Origin of the sequence: Archangium sp. (assembly GCF_036277355.1) — a bacterium.
Classification (GTDB): Bacteria; Myxococcota; Myxococcia; order Myxococcales; family Myxococcaceae; genus Archangium.
Window position 1 is genome coordinate 26,066 of the sequence record NZ_DASUNC010000178.1, and the last position, 19,582, is coordinate 45,647.

General features: G+C 68.2%; 17 protein-coding genes. 10 read left to right on the forward strand and 7 right to left on the reverse strand.

Annotated elements, in window-relative coordinates; all coding sequences use genetic code 11:
• Positions 1-199: 199 nt before the first annotated feature.
• The 6 genes from VFZ09_RS44825 (at position 200) to VFZ09_RS44850 (ending at position 9,050) form a co-directional block, all read left to right on the forward strand.
• Positions 200-1,477, forward strand: a complete 1,278-nt coding sequence (locus VFZ09_RS44825; RefSeq protein WP_329733977.1) for a hypothetical protein — start codon at positions 200-202, stop codon at positions 1,475-1,477.
• On the forward strand, positions 1,474-5,544 hold the full coding sequence (locus VFZ09_RS44830) for a DUF6531 domain-containing protein (RefSeq protein ID WP_329733978.1): 4,071 nt from the start codon (positions 1,474-1,476) through the stop codon (positions 5,542-5,544). Before VFZ09_RS44825 ends, VFZ09_RS44830 begins: the two co-directional genes overlap by 4 nt.
• Before the next feature lie 36 nt (positions 5,545-5,580).
• On the forward strand, positions 5,581-6,783 hold the full coding sequence (locus VFZ09_RS44835) for a hypothetical protein (protein ID WP_329733979.1): 1,203 nt from the start codon (positions 5,581-5,583) through the stop codon (positions 6,781-6,783).
• 48 nt (positions 6,784-6,831) lie between these two features.
• Positions 6,832-7,362, forward strand: coding sequence for a hypothetical protein (locus tag VFZ09_RS44840; RefSeq protein WP_329733980.1), 531 nt, complete (start codon positions 6,832-6,834; stop codon positions 7,360-7,362).
• Positions 7,363-7,483: 121 nt separating this feature from the next.
• Positions 7,484-8,167, forward strand: a complete 684-nt coding sequence (locus VFZ09_RS44845; RefSeq protein WP_329733981.1) for a hypothetical protein — start codon at positions 7,484-7,486, stop codon at positions 8,165-8,167.
• A 307-nt stretch (positions 8,168-8,474) separates the two neighbouring features.
• A complete protein-coding gene (locus VFZ09_RS44850) occupies positions 8,475-9,050 on the forward strand; it encodes a DUF2378 family protein (RefSeq protein ID WP_329733982.1) in 576 nt (191 codons plus the stop codon).
• Between the two features lie 12 nt (positions 9,051-9,062).
• Here VFZ09_RS44850 and VFZ09_RS44855 read toward each other — a convergent pair whose 3' ends face one another.
• Positions 9,063-10,520, reverse strand: coding sequence for a phospholipase D-like domain-containing protein (locus VFZ09_RS44855; protein WP_329733983.1), 1,458 nt, complete (start codon positions 10,518-10,520; stop codon positions 9,063-9,065).
• Positions 10,521-10,653: 133 nt separating this feature from the next.
• Between VFZ09_RS44855 and VFZ09_RS44860 the strand changes: the two genes are divergently transcribed.
• Positions 10,654-11,718: a Rieske 2Fe-2S domain-containing protein gene (locus VFZ09_RS44860; protein ID WP_329733984.1), complete on the forward strand. Its 1,065-nt coding sequence runs from the start codon at positions 10,654-10,656 to the stop codon at positions 11,716-11,718.
• Between the two features lie 329 nt (positions 11,719-12,047).
• A complete protein-coding gene (locus tag VFZ09_RS44865; protein ID WP_329733985.1) occupies positions 12,048-12,845 on the forward strand; it encodes a M57 family metalloprotease in 798 nt (265 codons plus the stop codon).
• Positions 12,846-12,926: 81 nt separating this feature from the next.
• Here VFZ09_RS44865 and VFZ09_RS44870 read toward each other — a convergent pair whose 3' ends face one another.
• The 5 genes from VFZ09_RS44870 to VFZ09_RS44890 all read right to left on the reverse strand — a co-directional run bounded on the left by VFZ09_RS44870 (position 12,927) and on the right by VFZ09_RS44890 (position 16,627).
• Complete coding sequence (locus tag VFZ09_RS44870; protein ID WP_329733986.1) at positions 12,927-13,301, reverse strand: DUF5335 family protein; 375 nt, start codon at positions 13,299-13,301, stop codon at positions 12,927-12,929.
• Positions 13,302-13,329: 28 nt separating this feature from the next.
• Positions 13,330-13,602 (reverse strand): DUF5666 domain-containing protein, encoded by a 273-nt coding sequence (locus VFZ09_RS44875; protein ID WP_329733987.1) that lies wholly within the window; start codon positions 13,600-13,602, stop codon positions 13,330-13,332.
• 221 nt (positions 13,603-13,823) lie between these two features.
• Positions 13,824-14,369, reverse strand: a complete 546-nt coding sequence (locus VFZ09_RS44880; RefSeq protein WP_329733988.1) for a peptidase M23 — start codon at positions 14,367-14,369, stop codon at positions 13,824-13,826.
• Between the two features lie 57 nt (positions 14,370-14,426).
• The gene (locus tag VFZ09_RS44885; protein WP_329733989.1) at positions 14,427-15,419 is read right to left on the reverse strand and encodes a HEAT repeat domain-containing protein; all 993 of its coding nucleotides are present in this window, start codon (positions 15,417-15,419) and stop codon (positions 14,427-14,429) included.
• Positions 15,420-15,451: 32 nt separating this feature from the next.
• The gene (locus tag VFZ09_RS44890) at positions 15,452-16,627 is read right to left on the reverse strand and encodes a HEAT repeat domain-containing protein (protein ID WP_329733990.1); all 1,176 of its coding nucleotides are present in this window, start codon (positions 16,625-16,627) and stop codon (positions 15,452-15,454) included.
• Positions 16,628-16,699: 72 nt separating this feature from the next.
• Between VFZ09_RS44890 and VFZ09_RS44895 the strand changes: the two genes are divergently transcribed.
• Positions 16,700-17,848 (forward strand): pyridoxal phosphate-dependent aminotransferase, encoded by a 1,149-nt coding sequence (locus VFZ09_RS44895; RefSeq protein ID WP_329733991.1) that lies wholly within the window; start codon positions 16,700-16,702, stop codon positions 17,846-17,848.
• Positions 17,849-17,948: 100 nt separating this feature from the next.
• Positions 17,949-18,269 (forward strand): hypothetical protein, encoded by a 321-nt coding sequence (locus VFZ09_RS44900; protein ID WP_329733992.1) that lies wholly within the window; start codon positions 17,949-17,951, stop codon positions 18,267-18,269.
• 229 nt (positions 18,270-18,498) lie between these two features.
• Here VFZ09_RS44900 and VFZ09_RS44905 read toward each other — a convergent pair whose 3' ends face one another.
• Positions 18,499-18,726, reverse strand: a complete 228-nt coding sequence (locus VFZ09_RS44905; RefSeq protein WP_329733993.1) for a hypothetical protein — start codon at positions 18,724-18,726, stop codon at positions 18,499-18,501.
• Between the last annotated feature and the right edge of the window lie 856 nt (positions 18,727-19,582).

The window sequence follows — 19,582 nt, forward strand, 5'->3', positions numbered from 1 at the left end:
CGCCCTCCGCCAGGGGGGGATTCGGTTTTCCGCCGACAGAACAGTTTTCCAGACGGGAGTGCCTTCACCTGCCGTCGGGAGGCTCCGCGCCGAGGGCATGTCTTGGCTCGTTTCCTTGCGCCGTTTGCCAAACAATAATGAGCGCTTCGGGAATCCAAGTGGGCCGATGAGAGGGGCGGCAGGAACGGACGGAGGCCACATGAAGAACGCGGTGGAGAAGCGGCTGGGCTGGCTGCACAACCAGTGGGTGGAATTCGCGCAGGCGCCTGAGGCGCGGTTGTTGCGCTGGTTGGTGGAGCCGAGCGAGGCGCGCATGGTGGAGGCGTGGCTGAAGAAGGAGGGCGATGAGCGTACGGGGGAATGTCCTGATCTCTTCCTGCGCTTCGACATCCCTTTCGTGCAGCCGGAAGCGTATGGGCTCGAGCTGCGCGAGATGCTGGTCGCGATGGTGGCGGAGAGCCAGGAGGAAGTAGACCTGGGGCGGGTGGCACCCGGGCAGTCGGGGGCGGAGGTCTTCTTCAGCGCCTGTGAGGCGCTGCAACGCCATTACGCGTCCGTGTGCGAGGTGCTGGCGGTGGTGCTGGTTCCGGGCCAGGTGTCGGAGGTGAAGGCGTGGCGGCAATGGCTGCAGAAGGCGCTGGCGTCCCCGCACTCGCCGAAGGTGCGGGTGGTGGTGCTGGATGACGTGCGGGTGAGGGTGTTGGAGCCGCTGGCGCAGGCGGAGCCGACGCGGATCAAGACGATGGTGGCGGACCTGGACATGCCAGGGGCCATGGAGGAGGTAGCGCGTGGAGCGGCGGGTATGGATCCGGCGGGCGGGCGCTACCGGGAGTTGCTGGTGCGGCTGGGCGCTGCGGCGGGACGCGGCGAGCTCCATCAGGTGACGCGGCTGGGGGAGGAAGCGGTGGCGTTGGCGGCCGGACAGGGCTGGTCGGCGCTGGTGGTGGCGGCGCGTTGGGCCATGGGAGCGGCACTCCTGGTGGCCAGCAAGCCCACGGAGGCGTTGGAGCATTACCGCAAGGCGGAGGCAGTCGCGATGGAGGCCGAGACCAGGGGCGAGGCCCAGGGAGCCGAGTTGCGGCTGAAATCCCGCATGGCGATGGGGGCTGTGCTGGTCACGAGGCAGGAGTGGGCGGAGGCGGCCGTGCTCTATGAGGAAACGGCGCCCCTGGCGCGAAAGCTGGCGGATGCGCGCCTGGAGCTGGAGTGCTGGCGCATGGCGAGCTTTTGCCGGGAGTCCATCCAGGAAATGGACAAGGCCTGGGAGAGCAGTGAACAGGCCTGGAGCCTAGGGCTGGCGCTCGAGCCCGAGGCACGCGCCTCCTCGACGTTGCCCTATGTGGCGGAGGCCCGGGTGCGGCTGGGCCGGGCGCGCCAGGGGGAGGCCGCCGCGCGGCGGCTGGAGTCCGAGGCCGAGTCGCTCCTGGGCAACGATTGGCGGCCGGATGTCCAGGCCGCGGGAGGTCAGGCGGCATGATGCCCGCGGTCAAGCACCTGGATCCGGTGTTGGGAATCGACATCCATTTCATCATCACCCCCCCGGGGGCGGTGGTGCCCATTCCCCACCCGCATATCGGCATTGTCTTCGATCCGTTCGACTACATCCCCATCATCGGCGCCACGGTGTTGGTCAACGGCTTGCCGCGGGCGCAAGCGGGCACGGGCGGGGTGACACTGCCTCCCCACTTCCCCATTGGAGGCGCCTTCGCCAAGCCGCCCGGCAACGAGAACGAGACCTTCATGGGCAGCTCCACCGTCATGGTGGACGACGAGCCCTTCACCTACATGACGCTGCCGGTGCTGAGCTGTCAGGACATCGGCATGCCGTCGCCGCCGCGCAAGAAGGGGCCTGGGGCCAAGACGCTGCTGCTTCCCACCTCGATTGCCCTGTCCATTCCAGCGGGACCCCCGGTGGTGGTCGGCGGGCCTCCGACGATTTCCTTGTCAGGGCTGATGATGAAGCTGGCCCTGGGCGCATTGCTGAAGGGCTTGAAGAAGCTGCGCGGCCTGCAGAAGGCCAGCCGGAAGATGAGTGACGTGTCCGACCGCATCCACAAGGCGGCGAACAAGGTCATGGACAAGGTGGGGCTGGGCGAACGGGCGCGTGATCGGATCCACAAGGCCATCTGCACGCTGACAGGACACCCGGTGGACGTGGTGACGGGGCGGGCGGTGACGGAGGCGGTGGATTGGGAGTTGCCGGGGCCCGTTCCGCTCAAGTTCGAGCGTCACTACTCCTCGAGCCTTTGCGGACGCGATTCGGCGGTGGGCCATGGCTGGAGCCACTCGCTGGACCTGGCGGTGTGGGAGGAGCAGGGGAAGGTGGTGTTCCGGGCGGAGGATGGGCGGGAGATCGAGTTCGATGTGAGCCAGTTCCCCCGGCAGCGGGCGCCCCTGGGCGAGGCGGTGTATGAGCCGATGGACCGGCTGACCCTGCGGCGCATGGGGGAACTGCAATGGAGCGTGGAGCAGGCGAACGGGCTGGTGCACGAGCTGCGCTTCGTCGGGGGCGAGGACCCGGGGCTGTGCCGGGTGACGCGCACGCGCAACCGGGCCGGGCACGCCATTCATTACGAGTATGACGGGCACGGGCGGTTGGAGTGGGTGGTGGACAGCGCCCGGCGGCGGCTGCGTTTCGAGCATGATGTCCGGGGGCGGCTGGTGAGGACCTGGCTGCCACACCCCACGCAGCCGGGCCTGGTGCCCTACAACCGCTATGGGTACTCGGAGGCGGGTGACCTCGTGGAGGCCTACGATGCGCTGGGGCACGCCGCCCGTTATGAATACAGCGGCCACCTGCTGGTGCGCGAGACCGACCGCACGGGCCTGAGCTTCTATTTCGAGTACGACGGCCAGGGCGCCGAGGCCTGGTGCGTGCACACCTGGGGCGACGGCGGCATCTTCGACCACCGGCTCTTCTACAACAAGGAGAGGGGGGTCACCGAGGTCACCAACTCCCTGGGCCACACCACCACGTACTACTCCGATGGGCGCGGGGTGGTGGTGAAGGAGGCGGACCCGCTGGGCAATTGCTGGCAACGCGAGTTCGATGATGCCCTGCGCCTGGTGAAGGAGGTGGACCCGCTCGGCAAGGCCACCGTGTATGAGTATGACGAGCGCGGCAACCTCACCAGCATGGCCAAGCCGGATGGCTCGAAGCTTTCCGCCAAATACAACGAGCTGGGTCTCCCCGCGGAGCTCCACGATGCCTGCGGCAATGTCTGGCACACCCGCTATGACGGGCGGGGTCTGCCCATCGAGCGCACGGACCCGCTCGGTGGCAAGACCCGGTACGAGTACCGTGAAGGTTTGTTGTCCGCGCTCATCTTCTCCGCCAGGCTGCGCGTCGACGTCGTACGCGATTCCCAGTGGCTCATCTCCCAGGCCAGGGTCGCAGGCCGCGTCCTCTTTTCTTGCACCAACGACCGGTTGGGCCGCCCCAGCCAGATGGTGGACCGCGAGCAGCGCACCTGGCTGCTGAAGCGTGATGCGGCGGGGCGGCTGTATCAGGCCGAAGTGCCCGGTACCTCGAACATCACGCGTTTCTCCTACGATGAGGAAGGGCAACTCCTGGAGCTGCGGGAGAACGGGCGCCTGTCACGCTTCGCCTACTCCGGTTTCCGAAAGCTCGCGAGCCAGGAGGATTCCGGGGAGACGATCCGCTTCCACCATGACACGGAGGGGCGGCTCCTCCAGGTCATCGCGCCCACCGGCCAGGTCCATTCCCTGCTGAGGGACGCGTGTGGCCGTGTCGTGGAGGAGCGGGGCTTTGATGGCCGGAGCCGTCGCTTCACCAGGGATGCGATTGGCCGGACGGTCCGCGTGGAGCTGCCTGGTGGCGGTTGCCGCGAGCTCGTGAGGGATGCGGCGGGCCGTGTGTTGAGCATCCAGTACCCGGATCGCAGCGTCGACGAGTTCGCCTACCGCGCGGATGGTGTGCTCATCGAGGCACGTAATGCCACAGTGAGTGTGCGGCGCGAATTCGATCCTCTGAGACGCCTGCTCAAGGAGTGGCAGGGAGATGATTGGGTGGCCTCCGAGTATGACGAGCTCGGCCACCGGACATCCGTGAGTTCCTCATTGGGCGTGAGGCAGGAGTGGGTGCGCGATCCTTTCGGGCACGTCCATGCCGTCCAGGCCCAGGGAGAGTTCGGGAGCTGGCAGACTCGTTTCCGGCGCGATGTGGCCGGGCGTGAGGTGGAGCGCAGACTGCCCGGAGGCGTGGTGTCCAGCTGGGAGCGTGATGCGTTTGGGCTCCCCTTGCGTCAGCGCATCCACGTAGGAGAGCAGGAGGTCTCCCAGGTGGGCTACCGCTGGCAGGGCCAGCAGCTGGTCGGCCTGGTGGATGCGCTCGAGGGGCTGACGTCCTTCCAGTACGACGCGCGCTCGCGGCTGGTGGCCGCAAGACGGCCGGATGGCACCCTCCAGCACCGCGCCGCTCCGCCACTGGACGCGCTGTTGCGGACCCTGGCGCGACCGGGTCCAACGCCCTCCCCGGGTGATGAGCCGCTCCCGGGTGATGGCCCCCGGTTCCAGTATGATGACCTGGGCAATCTCGTGGAGAGACGCGACGCGGATGGCTCGCGCTGGCGCTACGAGTACGATGCCGCGGGGCTGCTCAGGGAGGTCGTCCGGCCGGATGGCGCCGTCGTGAGCTTTGCCTACGACGCGCTGGGCCGGCGAGTGCTGAAGAGTGGAACCCGGGGCGAGGTGCGTTGGCTCTGGGATGGTGACAACCCTGTCCATGAGCTCGGACGGCAGGAGCCGATGACCACCTGGCTTTTCGAGCCCGGGCGCCCGGCTCCTCTCGCCAAGCTCCAGGGAGACAAGCGCTACGGCATCCTCACCGATCATCTGGGCACTCCCTCGGCCCTCTACGACGAGGGGGGCCACCTGGCCTGGAAGGGACGGCTCGACATCAATGGCGCGCTGCGGGCCGAGGTGGCTCAGACCCGCTGCCCCTGGCGCTGGCCCGGCCAGTACGAGGACGAGGAGACGGGGCTCCATTACAACCGCTTCCGTTACTATGACCCCTCGACCGGGCAATACATCAGCCAGGATCCCATTGGCCTGCTCGGGGGTCTGGACCCGTACGCCTACACGGATGACCCTCTCACCTGCATCGACCCCTTCGGTCTGGATGACGGGCACCACACCGTTCCCCGCAGGCTGATGGAGATAATGGAGGATAAGGGCCTGCTGACCGAAGATGTGCGCAATGCGTTGGATCCTACTCGACGTACGGGGACCGTCATGCTCGATCGCACAACCCACAGCAATGTCCATGGGGCGCTGTCCGGCTTCCTCAAGGAGCGCTACCCCGGGCTGGAAATGCGCAATGGCTACCAGCATGGCTCTGACTGGAATGAGTACCTCAACCGCATCGAAAACGAGGGCAAGCTCAGTCGCAGTACCATCCTGGGAGACCTGGAGGACTTCTATCACAGACACCTGGAAACGAAGGGATTGGTGGACGCGAAGAAGCTTGATGAATTCAAGAAGGGGTTCGATCACGATGCGGCGAAGATCAAAGCGTGCTCATGAGCAGGTGGTCGTGAAGGCACAGAGGAGAGGGTGACCATGGCGAATGAAATGCCCTGGAAGCAGGTGGCCCGCGATTGGAGTCCCCTGGAGCGGCGCGAGGACGTGAGATCGGAGGATTGGGTGCGGTTGGTTCCCGTGGTGGGACCTGAACTGGCCGAGCTCGGACCGGCGAAACCCGTCCCCCTGGACGCGGATGGAGTTCCCCTGCACGCACGCGAGCGCCCCATCGATCGCAAGCTGACGCCTTTGCATGACCTGATGCAGCCTGGGGCAGGCCCGGACCTGGTGTGCTCGGAACGGCTCGTGCGGGCGTTGGAGTCCTCTGGCGCCACTGGGTGGACGGCCACGCTCGTGCCGCATGTGACCCCCAACCGTGTCGCGGGCCACCGGCTCTACCGGCTGGATACCGAGGGCCATACCGGGCCGCTGGTGGACACGCAGCTCCGCCTCAACAAGCTCAACCCACAGACCTTCCATCCCCGAGGCACGGACGAGCGGCTCAACGGCATTCCGCTGACGCCCGTCCGCTTCGATGCGCGAGGGTGGTCCGGGCACTCCGTCTGCTGGTCTCCGTGGTTCAACGGGCCGCGAAGCTGGTGGCGAGCCCTTCTCGTCCGGGGAGATGTCTTCCTGGCCCTCCAGAAACATCTCGAGACCCTGGTGCTGCGCATCGATCGGGTGAGCTGGGAAGGGGAGGCGCATGCTCGGCCAGTGCAGCCCGGCCACCGGCAGGGGCCGCAAGAGCCACCGCCCGAAGCGCCCGGCCTGGAGGAGGTGCTCGCGCGCGTGGAGGGCGAGGCGGAGCGTTACCAGCACACGTTCTCCGCGGGGGCCAGTGATGCGGAAATCGCTCAGGACTTCGGCCGGTTGGGATTGACCCCTCCCGAACCCTTACACCGATTGCTCGCCCGGCATAACGGCGCCCGCCTCTTCCAGGGCGCCCTCGTGCTTCATGGGGTGGGCGCACAGGGCTCCCTGGTGAGCAGCAACGAGGAACTGGTGCAATACCCATGGTATCGCCGTGAGCCGGGTTGGGTGGTGTTCGCCGAGGCGGCGGGAGGGCAGGTTCTCTGGGCAGTGGATGCACGGGGACATGTGCGTGGTCTGGGGCGTGATGAGATCGTCTACGGTCCAGATGCCCCCTTGCACCAATGGTTCTCGGATCAAGTGGCGGACCTGCGCTATGCGTGGGACCACGACGGGCAGCTGCCCTGGACCGAGCGCGTCCTGCGCGGTTGATGCGCGTGCTCCTCTTTCATTCGAGAGGGGAGAGTAAGAGGGCTCCCAATGTACTTGGGAAGGGTCGACACCGATTTCAATGGGCTCGTGTTGTTCGATCCCTCCGCGCTGCGCCAGCACCATGGGGGCAGGATCCGCGAGGGGACGGATCTCTTCACCCGCTATGTCTCCACTGATGAGGGCGATGAGGTGCTCTCCAAGGGCCTCATCGTCCCGGTGCTGGCGATCGATGACGCTGGCTACGATATTGCTGTCCGCTTGGCCTCGGAGTCCTATGCGCCACCAGGTGAGGTGTTGGTGGAGAATGGCAAGTACGCCCTCCGGGTGGTTGCGCGCCTGGTCGTCGCGGACCTGCTCGTGCTCAAGGAGTGGAGCAACAAGTTCGAGTCCTGGAAGGAAACGGGAATAGACCCTGGAGTCTACGCCGTGACGGTGCGTGGCTTCAGGAACATGGCGATGAAGGGGCGCAAGAGGCAGCTCGTCCAAGCGGGTTATGAATTCGTGCTGGAGCCCAAGCGGAAGCTCCCGAAGGTCTCCGCCAATACAGGCACGGACATGAGGGTGCTTCGGCTCGACTGACCAGGGTGGAAGTCATTCCTCATTCGCGTCCGGCTCCTCGCGGAGAACCGGGCTTGATACGGACCTGGCTGTTGCATCGCCTCAAGCCCCATATCCCGGTGAGAGGGTACAGGAGCACTTCGTGATGCGAGTTGTGGAAAAGTGGGGACCCCATCTGGAGCAATCCGGGTGGATTGCTGTTCCGGGCGATGCCGCCGCCCCGCACCTCTTTGGTGGCAGTTCATGGCGGATCCTGGGAGGAGCGGAGTCGCCTCCCGCGCCGTGTCTGCTGCTATCCCTGGACCTGAAGGCGCTGCCGGAGTCGTCCCTTGTTGGAGTCTCCCAGCTACCCTTGGTCCTCTACCTCAACTGCGATCTGGGCAAGCAGACGCAGGAGTACCAGTTCGACGTGCGGACAAGGCGGATCGACTGGCTCGCTGGCGATTGTTCCTCTGGGCATCCGTTCGGCCTTGAGAATCGGATTCCTGAGCCACTACCAGAGCGGTGCGTATCCCTGCGTCCCATGCAGCCGGAGGAACTCCCCGGAGATGAAGAGCGTTACTGGTCGGCTTGCGACAACTTTTTGGGGGGAGCGGGATTCCTGCGAGTCCTGGGGGCGCCCGTCTGGCTGGCGGAGCCGCTGGAGGCTGTCTGCGTCTGCGGGCGGCACATGCGGTATGTTGCCAGCCTGGGGTATGAAGTATCTGGCGAACCCTCGGTTTTTCTTGAAGGTGAGCAGGTGCTCTTCGTAGGGGAGATGGCTTTCTATTTCTTTCTCTGCGCGGACTGCCGCCGGGTGCGCGTCCTGTCCCAGCCATCCTCGTAATGCGCGAGGTGTCTTCTGGTCTTGCCGATGTGCCTCGCGCCCTGCTCCTGAGCAGCGGCAGCGGCGGATCGCGGGCTCAACGTTTCGGTCCGGTCAGCGTTTGGGGCCGTGGGAGAGACAGCGCGGATGCATCGGCCGCATGTCGTCCTGAGTCGCACAGCGCCGCCGTGTGTCTCTTTTCAAGAGGGGGAGTGGCGGAGGTGTTTTTCTTTATGAGAAAGTGAGCAGTGTCTTCCGACGAGGGCAGCGCTCCGCCTCCGGAGCCGCTTTCCTGGCAGGGCGCCGATGAGGTGCCGAAGGGACGGTCATGCCGCCGGAGAAAGTGGTGTTCGCCACCGCCGTCGAAGCCCTGTTCGTCCGGGCCCTCGGGGGCAACCTGTCGAGCCTCGCGCGGCGGCGGCTGCGCGAGGCGGGGTTGGACCTGGAGAAGCCGTTGGCGGTCTCCTATCCGCTCGACGACTGGAAGACGTTCGTGCACGTGGCCTCCGGGGCCCTCTATCCGCACCTGGAGCCCGTCGAGGCGCACTGGTGGATGGGCATCCACTTCCTGGAGGGCTACCTGCAGACCTTCACGGGGCGCGTGGTGGCGGAGCTGGCCCCGGCGCTCGGCCCCCGGCGCATGCTGGAGCGCATCGGCCAGGACCTGCGCAGCGGCAACAACTTCAGCGAGGTCGAGCTGGTGGGGCACTCCCCGCGCCACTGCGAGCTGTGGATGAATGACGTCCTCGACGACGTGCCCTCCTTCGCGGCGGGCTTCATCCTCCGGGCCCAGCAGCTGGCCGGCGCGCGCGGCGTGCACGTGGACGTGGCCTCCTACGATGGCACCGCGTGCACCTTCGACATCCGCTGGCGCGAGGCCCTCCCCCAGGCCGCCAACGGCTGAGTCGCCGCGGGCCTACAGGTACGGCGACAGCAGCCGGGCCACGCCGTCCCGCAGGCGGATGGGCAGCGGCCGTGCATTCAGCTCCTCCAGCGTGACGAGCCGCGAGCGCGACAGCCGCTCCTCGATGAGCGCGTCCAGCTGCGCCGCCAGCTGCGCGTCGTAGCACTCCACGTCGAACTCGAAGTTGAGCCGCAGCGAGCGCGGGTCCCAGTTCGCCGAGCCCACGAGCGACCACACCCCGTCCACCACCATCAGCTTCGTGTGGTCGAACGGCGGCGCGGTGAGGAAGAGGCGGCTGTTGGAACGCATCACCTGCCACAGCTGCGCGATGGAGGCCCACTGCACCACCGGGAGGTTGAGCTTCTCGGGCAGCACCAGGTCCACCCGCACGCCCCGCAGCGCCGCCACGTTCAGCGCGGTGATGAGCGCCGAGTCCGGCAGGAAGTACGGCGTGACGATGCGCACCGTGCTCCGCGCGCATGCCAGTGCCCCCAGCAGCGTCAGGCGCAGCGTCTCGAAGTCCTCGTCCGGGCCATCCGGAATCCCCCGCGCCATCACCGGCCCGGCGGGCTCCAGCGGGGGAAACCACGTCTCTCCGTGCAGGCGCTCCTTCGTGGTGAAGGCCCAGTCCTCGGCGAACGTCTCCTGCAACTGCCCCACCACCGGCCCCTCCACGCGGAAGTGCAAATCCCTCGCGTCGCCGTGGCCCGGCAGGAAGTGCTCGCGGATGTTCATCCCCCCGGTGAAGCCCACCCGGCCGTCCACCACCAGCAGCTTGCGGTGGTTGCGCAGGTTCATGAAGGGCAGGCGCGCCGGTATCAGCAGCGTGGGCAGGAAGCGCGCCACCCGCACCCCGGCGCGGCGCAGGCGGCCGGTGATGGGCGGCCAGTCATAGCGTGCCCCCAGCGCGTCGATGAGCACGCGCACCTGCACCCCGCGCTCCACCGCCCGCCCCAGCGCCTCCACGAACCGCCGGCCCGCCGCGTCGTTGTCGAAGATGTAGCTGCACAGGGAGATGGAGGTACGCGCCGCCTCGATGGCCTCCAGCATGGCCGGGTAGGCGCCCGCGTGGGCCTCCAGGGGCACCAGCTTGTTGCCCGGCAACAGCGGCCGGTAGCGCACCACCTCGTCCACCAGGCGGACGAGCGAGGCCAGGTGCGCCGCCGGGGGCGCCTCCGCCGCGAGCTGCTCCGGGGTGCAGGGGGCCACCCGGGGCCTGGGGGGGAACTGGCCGTGCTCCTGGCGCAGGGTCAGCGAGCGGGCCCGGCGGCGGATGCGGTTGATGCCGAGCATCAGGTACAGCACCACCCCCACCAGGGGCACCAGCCACACCAGCCCCACCCAGGCCACCGCCGCGCGCACGTCCCGCTTGCGCAGCACCGCGTGCCCGGTGGCCAGCAGGTTGGCCATCACCGTGAACGCCGCCGCCACGTGGGGCCAGGCCTGCAGGAGCAGCGATTCCAGCGTCATCCTTCCTCCGTCCGATCCTCGGGCCGGGCGTGAAGGTCAATATGTGCATGCTCCGGGCCCGGAAGCGGGCGGGGAAGGGGGCTGTCCGTCCAGCATCCTTCAGAGTGACCCCGGAGGTCATAGACTGCACCCCATGCAGCCCCTGCCCGACGCGCCCCTTCCCGACGTCACCCGCTTCTTCCACCCCGTCCTCCCCGCCCGGAAGCTGAAGGACAAGCCGGTGCGGGTGGAGCTCGCGGGCCGGGCCTATGCCCTCTTCCGCGATGCCGAGGGCCGCCCCGCGGCGCTCGCGGATGCCTGCCCCCACCGCATGGCCCCGCTGTCCGCCGGCCGCGTCACCCGCGAGGGCCAGCTCGAGTGCCCCTACCACGGCTGGCGCTTCGACGCCGACGGCCACGGCCGCAGCCCCAGCCAGCCCGACCTCAAGAAGTGTGACGCGCGCGCCTTCCAGCTCGTCGAGCGCTTCGGCTACCTGTGGCTCTCCGCGCGCGACACGCCCCTGTCCGCCTTCCCCGACTTCGCCCCCGAGGGCTTCGACTTCAACGGCGCCTTCTCCATGCTCTTCCGCGCGCCGCTGCACGTGACGCTCGACAACTTCAGCGAGGACGAGCACACCCCCTTCGTCCACACCCGCCTCGGGTGGAACCGCTCCCAGGCGAAGGACATCTCCTTCGAGGCCCACAACCACGAGGACCGCACCGAGGTGCGCTACCGCGCGCCCCAGCGGCCCTCCTTCCTCATTCCCCTGCTGCTGCTGCGCAACGGCGACTTCTTCCACAACCACTGGGTGACGCGCTTCGATCCGGTGCGCACCGACTACACCATCACCTGGACGGGCCCCGCCGGCGAGCAGCGCCCCTTCACCAACCGCGCCATCATCTTCTTCGTGCCGGAGACGGCGGCCACCACGCGCCTGCACACCTTCTCCTTCGGCCAGCTCCACGACGCGCGCCTGCGCCCGCTACTGCCCCTGGTGCGCCGCGCCGCGCTCGTCCTGAGCTGGTACGAGATTCGCGACGACGCCCGCTTCATTCCCCTGGTGGCTCACACCCCCTACAGCCTCAAGGGCATGCGGCTGGGCAAGTACGACAAGCCCCTCATCCACCACCGCAAGCTGCTCGAGCGCATCTACTTCGCCGGGGGCGACGCCTCCTCCCCGCCCACGCCCCTGCCGCTGCCCGAGGCCGCCAACGGCTGAGCGCCCCTCCGCCCCAGCGGGCGCCTCCCACGGGGTGCCCTGTCCCGCGACAGTGCGTGTCCGATTCCCGGACAGTGAAGTGGTTGCGGCGTAAATGGTTGAAATGCTTAATGTTTGAGCGCGAAGTGTAACGCGCCTTGGCAATCGTGAGGCCGCACCTGGAGTGTTTCCGCACCAACTCAATTCGTGAGAGTCCAGCCAGGTCCTTGAAATGACAAGAGTCTGCCTTCCTGGCACGGCGGGTGCTCAAGGGAGGGGAGCGAGGCCGCGGCTGGTAGCCCAGGCGGCCACGTCAAACCCCCACGTCGTTCCCGAAAGAGGAAACCCCCATGCGTAAGCTTTCCATGGCGTTGCTGGCTGGTGTGGCTCTCGTTGGCTGCGGTGGTCCCGAGGCCTCCGAGCAGAAGCTCCCCACGTTCGAGGAGTTCCAGGCCTCCGCCATCCAGGACGAGGGCGACGTGTTCGTCGTCAACGGCGACGAGGCCGTCGAGGGCGTCGAGGGCCTGCGCGCGTACTATGACAACTACGTGGCCAACGGCGACGTGGGCGCCACCGAGGGCGGCCTGGCCGTGTACTACAGCGGCGGCGACATCAAGTGGAGCAGCACCACCGCGCGCAACCTCACCTACTGCGTGAGCTCCTCCTCCTTCGGCACCCGCTACAGCACCGTCGTGAACGCGATGAACAGCGCGGCCGCGGCCTGGGAGGCCACCGCCAACGTCAACTTCATCCACTCGAGCAGCTACGACTCCAACTGCACCGCGTCCCAGACGGGCGTGCTCTTCGACGTGCGCCAGACCACCGTCACCAGCTACCTGGCGCGCGCGTTCTTCCCGAACTCCAGCCGCTCGGCCCGCAACATCCTCATCAGCACCAGCGCCTTCGGCAGCATCTCGCCCTGGACCCTCACGGGCATCCTCCGCCACGAGCTGGGCCACACGCTCGGCTTCCGCCACGAGCACACCCGCCTGAGCTCCACGGGCTGCTACGAGGACTCCGCCTGGCGCGCCCTGACGTCCTACGACTCGGCCTCCGTCATGCACTACCCCCAGTGCAACGGCACGCAGACGGGCGACCTCGTCCTCACCAGCCTGGACAAGACGGGCGCCCGCGCGCTGTACCCGTAATCCCTCCGCTCTCATGAGCTGACGAAGGGCCGGGGATGCACGCCTCCACGTGGGGCGGGGCGTCTCCGGCCTCTTCGTTTTTCACGCGGGCGCGGAGGACTCCTCGCGCAGCTCGTGCGACTCGAAGTGGATGAACGTCTTCACGTGGTCCTCGTCCTCGATGTCGAGGCACGCGAGCTCCCCGCTGTCGCTCTCCTCGGCCCAGACGTGCACCGGGCGCAGAATCCGATGGGTGAGCTCCTCGCCGGGAGGGCCCACCGTCACCTCGATGGCGCCCGCGTCGCTGCCCTTCTCCTCGACGGAGATCTCCACCAGCGGCAGGTTCCAGGCCACCGTGTGGTCGCCTGGCTCCGGCCCCTCGGCGTGGATGCGGACCTGCTGGTCGCGCTCGATGGTGCTCAACAGGAGGAGGTAGTCGGCCCACCCCTCCCGGGGAATCTCTCGCGTGTGCTGCATGGCGCACCTCGGCGGAAGGCGGGAGGACTCACTTGCCCTGGGGCGCGGCGGCCCCCGGGAACAGCTCCACGGTGGTGGCCTCGTAGTGGCCCTCGTCCTCGTCATAGGCGGCGCGCACCTGCATGCCCTCGCGCAGCTGCGTGCGGGCCGCCTGCTGGCCCTGGCGGAGGAAGCGCGTGTCGTCGTCCAGCACGAGCGTCATCGTGGTGCCGCCCCGGTCCCGCACCGTCATGCTGCCGGGGGCCGTCTTCGTCACCGTGCCGTAGATTTCCTGGTCCGCCAGGTCCTTGTGCATGGCCATTCGCTCCTCACGTGTCCCAAAGCCGATGCTTCCAAGGTGGGCAGCCGGAGCGGGCGCGGCCACGGGGAAGCGGGTGGGGAGCGGAGCGGACGGGCCCGTCCGGAGTGCGGACATCCAGGCGGGCCTCGGGCCCTCGAGGGGAGGGCGGGCCACGGCCCGGGGAGACAACCGCCCCGCCCCGCCTCTCACAGGACAGGGGGCGGGGCGGTGGGGACCGCGGATTACAGCGTGGGGTAGCCGACGACGTTGCCGCAGTAGGCGCTGGAGCCGCAGGTGGTGCCCTTGCTGGTGTACCAGGCGGACTTGCGGGTGCCGTACTGACGGTTGTCCGCGTGCACGTGCGCGCCCGTGGAGTTACCGGTGGAGCCGACCAGGCCCAGCGCGCAGCCGTCGCACGTCTTGGAGCCGGAGCTGGCGTTGGCGTTGAGGTGCAGCTGACGGAAGTCCCAGCCGCTGGCGCCCGTGACGACGTAGTAGTTGCCGGCGCCGCCGTTGCACGTGGTGCCGCCGCTGCAGTTGGCCGCACAGCCGCCGTAGTAGGCGTAGTAGCGGCTGCCGGCGATCATCGCGCGGTGGTTCCACTCGCTGCAGGTGCCGTTGCTCATGTCGAGCGCGGTGTGGCTGCTGCCCGAGCACGAGTAGTACGTGGTGGAGCCCACGCGAGCGGCGGTGTCGCAGATGGCACCGTTGGCGGTGGCGGCGCTGGCCACGCCAGCGAAGCCCGCGACGAGCGCCGCGGCGGCATACATCATGTTCTTCACGTTCATGCTTCCTCCTGGGGGATTCACTGCGGGGGGTACTGCGTTGAGGGCGTTCTCGGACCGCTACTTGCGGATCCGTTCCTTCTCCCGGAGCACCAGCGTCCACTCCTGGAGCCCGCGCCGCAGCACGGTCTCCCAGGCGTCGATCTCCGGGTCGAGCGCGGGCGCCACACCGCGCAGCGAGCCGAGGGTGGGCAGCGCGCCGCTCAGGCCGAGCCGGGCGATGCCCTGCAGCGCGGCCTTGCGCACCGCGGGGTCCTTCTCATTGCGGTACAGCTCGACGAGGGAGCTGGTGGCGCCCGGGGCCTCGGCGCCCGGCACGCCGCCGAGCGCGCTGGCCGAGGCCGCGCGCAGGGTGGGGCTCTCCGCCTTGAGCTGGCCGGTGAGCTTGCGCACCGTCTCGGAGCCCACCTGCTCCATGGACACCTCGCGCAAGAGCTTCGCCGCCACCTCCGGGTCCGGCGAGGCCAGCGCGGTCTCCACCGCCGTCTCGGACACGGTGCGGTCATGGCCGGAGTACACCGTGGCGTCCTCCGCCACGAGGTTGCCCACCACCGCCTCGCGCACCTCGGGCGAGGCGTCGCGGATGAGCTGTGCGTACGTCACCGTGTTGCCGTTCCTCGCCAGCGTCTCCACCGAGCCGGTGCCGCGCAGCCCGCGCACCGCCGCCGCGCGCGTGGCCGGGTCGGCGTCCTGCGACGCCCGCTTCAGCAGGGGCTGCAGCGCGGTGGGGTCCTCGGTGAAGCCCGCGTGGGTGGCCAGGGCCGCGCCCAGCGCCTCCAGCACGGCCGGGTCCCTCTCCTGCTCCACCGCCGCGCGCAGCTCCTCCGGCGGCATGGCCCGGGCCGCCTCCTTCAGGTGCTGCAGCAGGTACTTGCGGTAGGCGGGCGAGCCCGTCTTCAGCCCCGCGCGCAAGTCCTCCAACATGTTGCTGAACGAGCACGTCACCCGCTCGATGGGGAGCTTGTCCTGGGCGCCCGCGGGGGCGGGCAGCAGCCAGGCGGCGGCGGCCAGCAGCGCCATGCGCCAGGTGGGAGTGCGGTATCCGTGAGCCATGGACGTCGTTCCTCGAGAGTGCACGGGGCGCATCAGTGGGGCGCCCCTTCTTCCATCAGGCAGTCGTGGCGCTCCTCCACCCCCAGCCAGATGCGGGCGAAGTCCACCGTGCCCTCGGCGTAGAGCCGCTGGAAGTTCTGGAGGTCCGCGGCGAAGCGCGGGTCTTGCGCGGCGAACTGCCGCAGCAGCGGCAGGGCGTTGGGGCCGGCGGCCCGGACGGCGAAGCGGAAGAGGGCCCAGCGCACGCACTCGTCCTGCTCGGTGGGGAAGGCGTTGCGGTAGGCCTCCAGCGCCTTCTCCGGCTCCTCGGTGACGGCGAGCCGGAAGGCGGCCATCTCCCGCACGTCCCGCTCCCGGTCCGTGGTCATGATCTTACTGAGCCGGTCGATGGAGTCCCCGTCGAGGATGGGGTTGGAGTAGCTGGGCATCTCCAGCGCGAGCAGGCGCACGGCCATGTCGTCGGACTTCTCGCTCAGGTCCATCAGCTCCTTCCAATACGGGGCGAAGGTGCCGGTGCGCTCGAAGTCCTCCTTCATCACCCGGCCGATGGTGCGCGTGGCCAGCCAGGACGTGGAGTCCAGCGACTCGTCCAGCGCGAGGGCCTTCACCCGCTGCAGCTGGGCCGGGCCCAGGCGCTTCTGCGTGTCCAGCGCGTCCAGCACGGCGCCCCGGTTGATGAGCAGCGCGCCCTTGTCCTCGCCAATCTTCAGCAGGGCATCCACCACCTTCGGGTTGTGCACCGCGTCCGAGGCCTTGAGCGCCTCGATGTAGACCCCGAGGTACGGCGCCGGGGCGCCCTCGGCCCAGGCCACCACCTGGAGCGCGCGGTTCACGTCGCCGCCGATCAGCTCCGTGAGGCGCTCCTGGAGGTAGCCCGCGAGGTAGCGATCCGGCCCCGCGACGGCGGCCTCCAGGGCCTGGCGGAAGTTGTCGAACGAGAGCGTCCTGTCCAACTCCCCCAGCCCCTTCCAGCACAGGGGCATGGGCAGCAGCTCCTTCGCGGGGGGACGGGGCTCCTCGGAGCCCGTGGGGGCGCTCCCGGAGGGACGTGCGCCGCTCCGGGCGCCAGAGGCCGCGGACGTGGCGCTCGCGGACGCCGAGGACTCCTCGCGCGGCGAGGAGGACCGGCCCGACAGCAGCGCCGCCCCGAAGATGATGAGCAGCACGGCGCCCAGCAGGACGCCGACTTTGGTAGATGTGCGATCCATGTCGTGAACCAGTATTCCTGGTATCACGAGAAATAATTGGACTTCAAGAATTTCTCAAGGAACGAGGGAAAAATGCCCCACCATCCGCGCTACGCCCCGTCGGTGTCGGGCATGTCGAGCTCGCTGTACTCCGCGCTGGCGGAGCGGCTGGCGAGCAGGTCCGGGGAGGTGTACCCGCTGCACGTGGGGGACACGTGGATGGAGCCGCCCGAGGGCTGCCGGATGGAGGACTTCCGGGTGGCGGAGCACCCCGGGATGCACCGCTACGCGCCGGTGCAGGGGATGCCGGGGCTGCTGGAGGCCATCGTCGAGCGGGTGCGCGCGAAGACGGGGGTGGCCACGGAGCGCTCGCAGGTGCTCGTCACCACGGGGGCCACGGGGGCGCTGGGGGCGATCATCGGCGGGCTGGTGGCGCCGGGCGAGGAGGTGCTCATCCTCGCGCCGTACTGGCCGCTGATTTCGGGCATCGTCACGGCGTTCCATGGGAGGCCGGTGCCGGTGCCCTTCCTGGACTGTGAAAGCCCGGAGGCGCTGGTGGCGGCGGTGCGCGAGCGGCTCACGGAGCGCGGCGTGGCGCTCTACCTCAACACCCCCAACAACCCGTCGGGGCGGGTGTTACCGCGGGCGTGGGTGGAGGCGCTGGCGGAGCTGGCGCGGCGCGAGGGGCTGTGGCTGCTCTCGGACGAGGTGTACGAGGACTATGTGTACGAAGGCGAACACACGTACGCGCGTGCGTTGGCGCCGGAGCGGACGCTGTCCTCGTACTCGTTCAGCAAGGCCTACGGCATGGCGGGCAACCGGTGCGGCTACGTGGTGGGGCCCGAGGAGGCCGTGGCGCAGCTGCGCAAGGTGAGCACGCACTCCTTCTACAGTGCGCCCACCGCCGCGCAGCTGGCCGGGGAGCGCGTGCTGCGAGGGCCGGGAGACGCCTGGGTGGCCATGGCCTCCGCGCGCTACCTCGACACGGGGAGGAAGGCGGCCGCGCGCCTGGGGGTTGCGCCTCCGCAGGGCAGCACCTTCCTCTTCCTGGACGTCTCCGCGCACCTGGACGAGAAGGGCCTGCCGGGGTTCCTGGAGCGGTGCGTCGAGCGCAACCTGCTGGTGTCTCCGGGGCCCAGCTTCGGACCGTTTCCGCACCACATCCGGCTGTGCTTCACGTGCTCGCCGCCCGAGGTGGTGCTGCGCGGCGTCGAGGTGCTGGCGGGACTCCTGGGCCGGTAGAGGAGGGCGCGGGTTCCCCTCTGGTATCCGCCCGGTACATCCGCGTCGGCTCCACTGGAGGGGACTTCCACCCGACCGTCAAACTTCCGAAGATGGAGCCATGCCTTCCATCCATTTCATCTGTCGTGATCGACTCAACCTCCACCGCGTTTCCGATGACGGCGAATACGAAAGCGGGAACTGGGGTGTCACGGCAGCCGATGCCGAGAAGCTCATCGGAGGGATGATTTACCTGCACAACACGAAGTCCGAGCGTTCCTACTTTGGCGGCAGGATCAAGATGGCCCGCCCCGTGGTCACCGACGATGCCCGCTCCGTTCGGTTCGTCTTCCGCTTCGAACCGCTCCAAGACGCCAGAGAGGTTCGCTGGACGGGGGCTGACCACGGCATGGCTTGGACGAGTAGTGTGGTGGAGGACTAACGGCAGAGGATCGTTCGCCATGGCCGGGGGCATTCACCTCATTCCCTGAAGCTCGTTAGTTTCTCTCCAGCGGCCCTGGCGAGTTCATAGGGCATCACCCGGAGTCCCTGACCGGCCTACACCCTCCCTTCCCCTTTGTGGGGTGGGCATGGTGAGGCCGGTTTTTCGTTCCCCCAGGGGAAGCCGTGAAGGGCTCCCCCGGGGCACCGGAGGGGCCTTGATGGGCGAACTACCAGAGCCCGTTACGGCCACCCGCGAGCTTCTCCATCCGGTTCATCAGCTTCATGGCGGGGGACTCCGCCAGCTGGTTCATCAGCTTCATGGCGGGGGACTCCGCCAGCTGGTTCATCAGCTTCATGGCGGGGGACTCCGCCAGCTGGTTCGCCAGCTTCATGGCGGGGGACTCCGCCAGCTGGTTCACCAGCTTCATGGCGGGGGACTCAAACACCGCAGTCATGCTCTCGATGGCTTCCGAGAGCGATGGGCTCAAATGGCGCAGTTCCTTTGGCCGAAGCTGGTTCGTTCCAGGTGGTGGAGGACTCGCGGGGGCCTCCTCACAATGGGTGGACTTGGCGCGGACGTGCATCAGCGCATCGTGGTACGACCCACCGTTGCGAGCCTTACGCTCACGAGCCAGCTTCTTCGCTTTCTTATTTCCGTTCACAGTTGGACTCCTTCGGGCATGGCAAGGCCAGAGGTCCGTGCACCGCGCCTGCCGCCCGTCAGGGGCCGCAACAACCATCCGAGGACAGAGTCCCCTTAGCCCTTTGAGTAGGCTCCGCACGGGGAGCCAATAAGGGTTAGGCGTGGATGCGACGCCCGTAGGATTCACTGTTGATCGGCTTCAAACCCGTGTCAACTGCTACGGCCCCAGGAGCCTCTGAAGGGCCGACCCGCTACCCCCCCACCCCCGGGGCCCCGAAAGAGGCCCAGCGGGGCGCCTGGGAGAGTCTGGAGGGGCAGCAAGGGGGAGCCCGGATATAATGCGCCAATCGCGAGCGACGCAGAGGGCACGCAATGCCGAGAGCCCCGAAGAACTACCTACGAGGGAACCCGAAGCTTCCTTGGGAAGAGTACGAGGGGCAGGTCAAAAACGTGCTGGAGTCCTCAGGTGGGCGGGTGAACCTTCGTGTTAGAGGCAAGCGCACCCTCAAGACCGGAGATGCCGAGTACTGTTACCGAGCACGCTGGATGAGGGAAAAGCGGGCCAGAATGAGCGAGCTGGGTGATGGGCAGGCTCCCCGTGAGCAGGGGTATCCCATCACCGAGACTGGAAAGGTGAGGCACGTTGGCTGATGGGATGGCCACGAGCC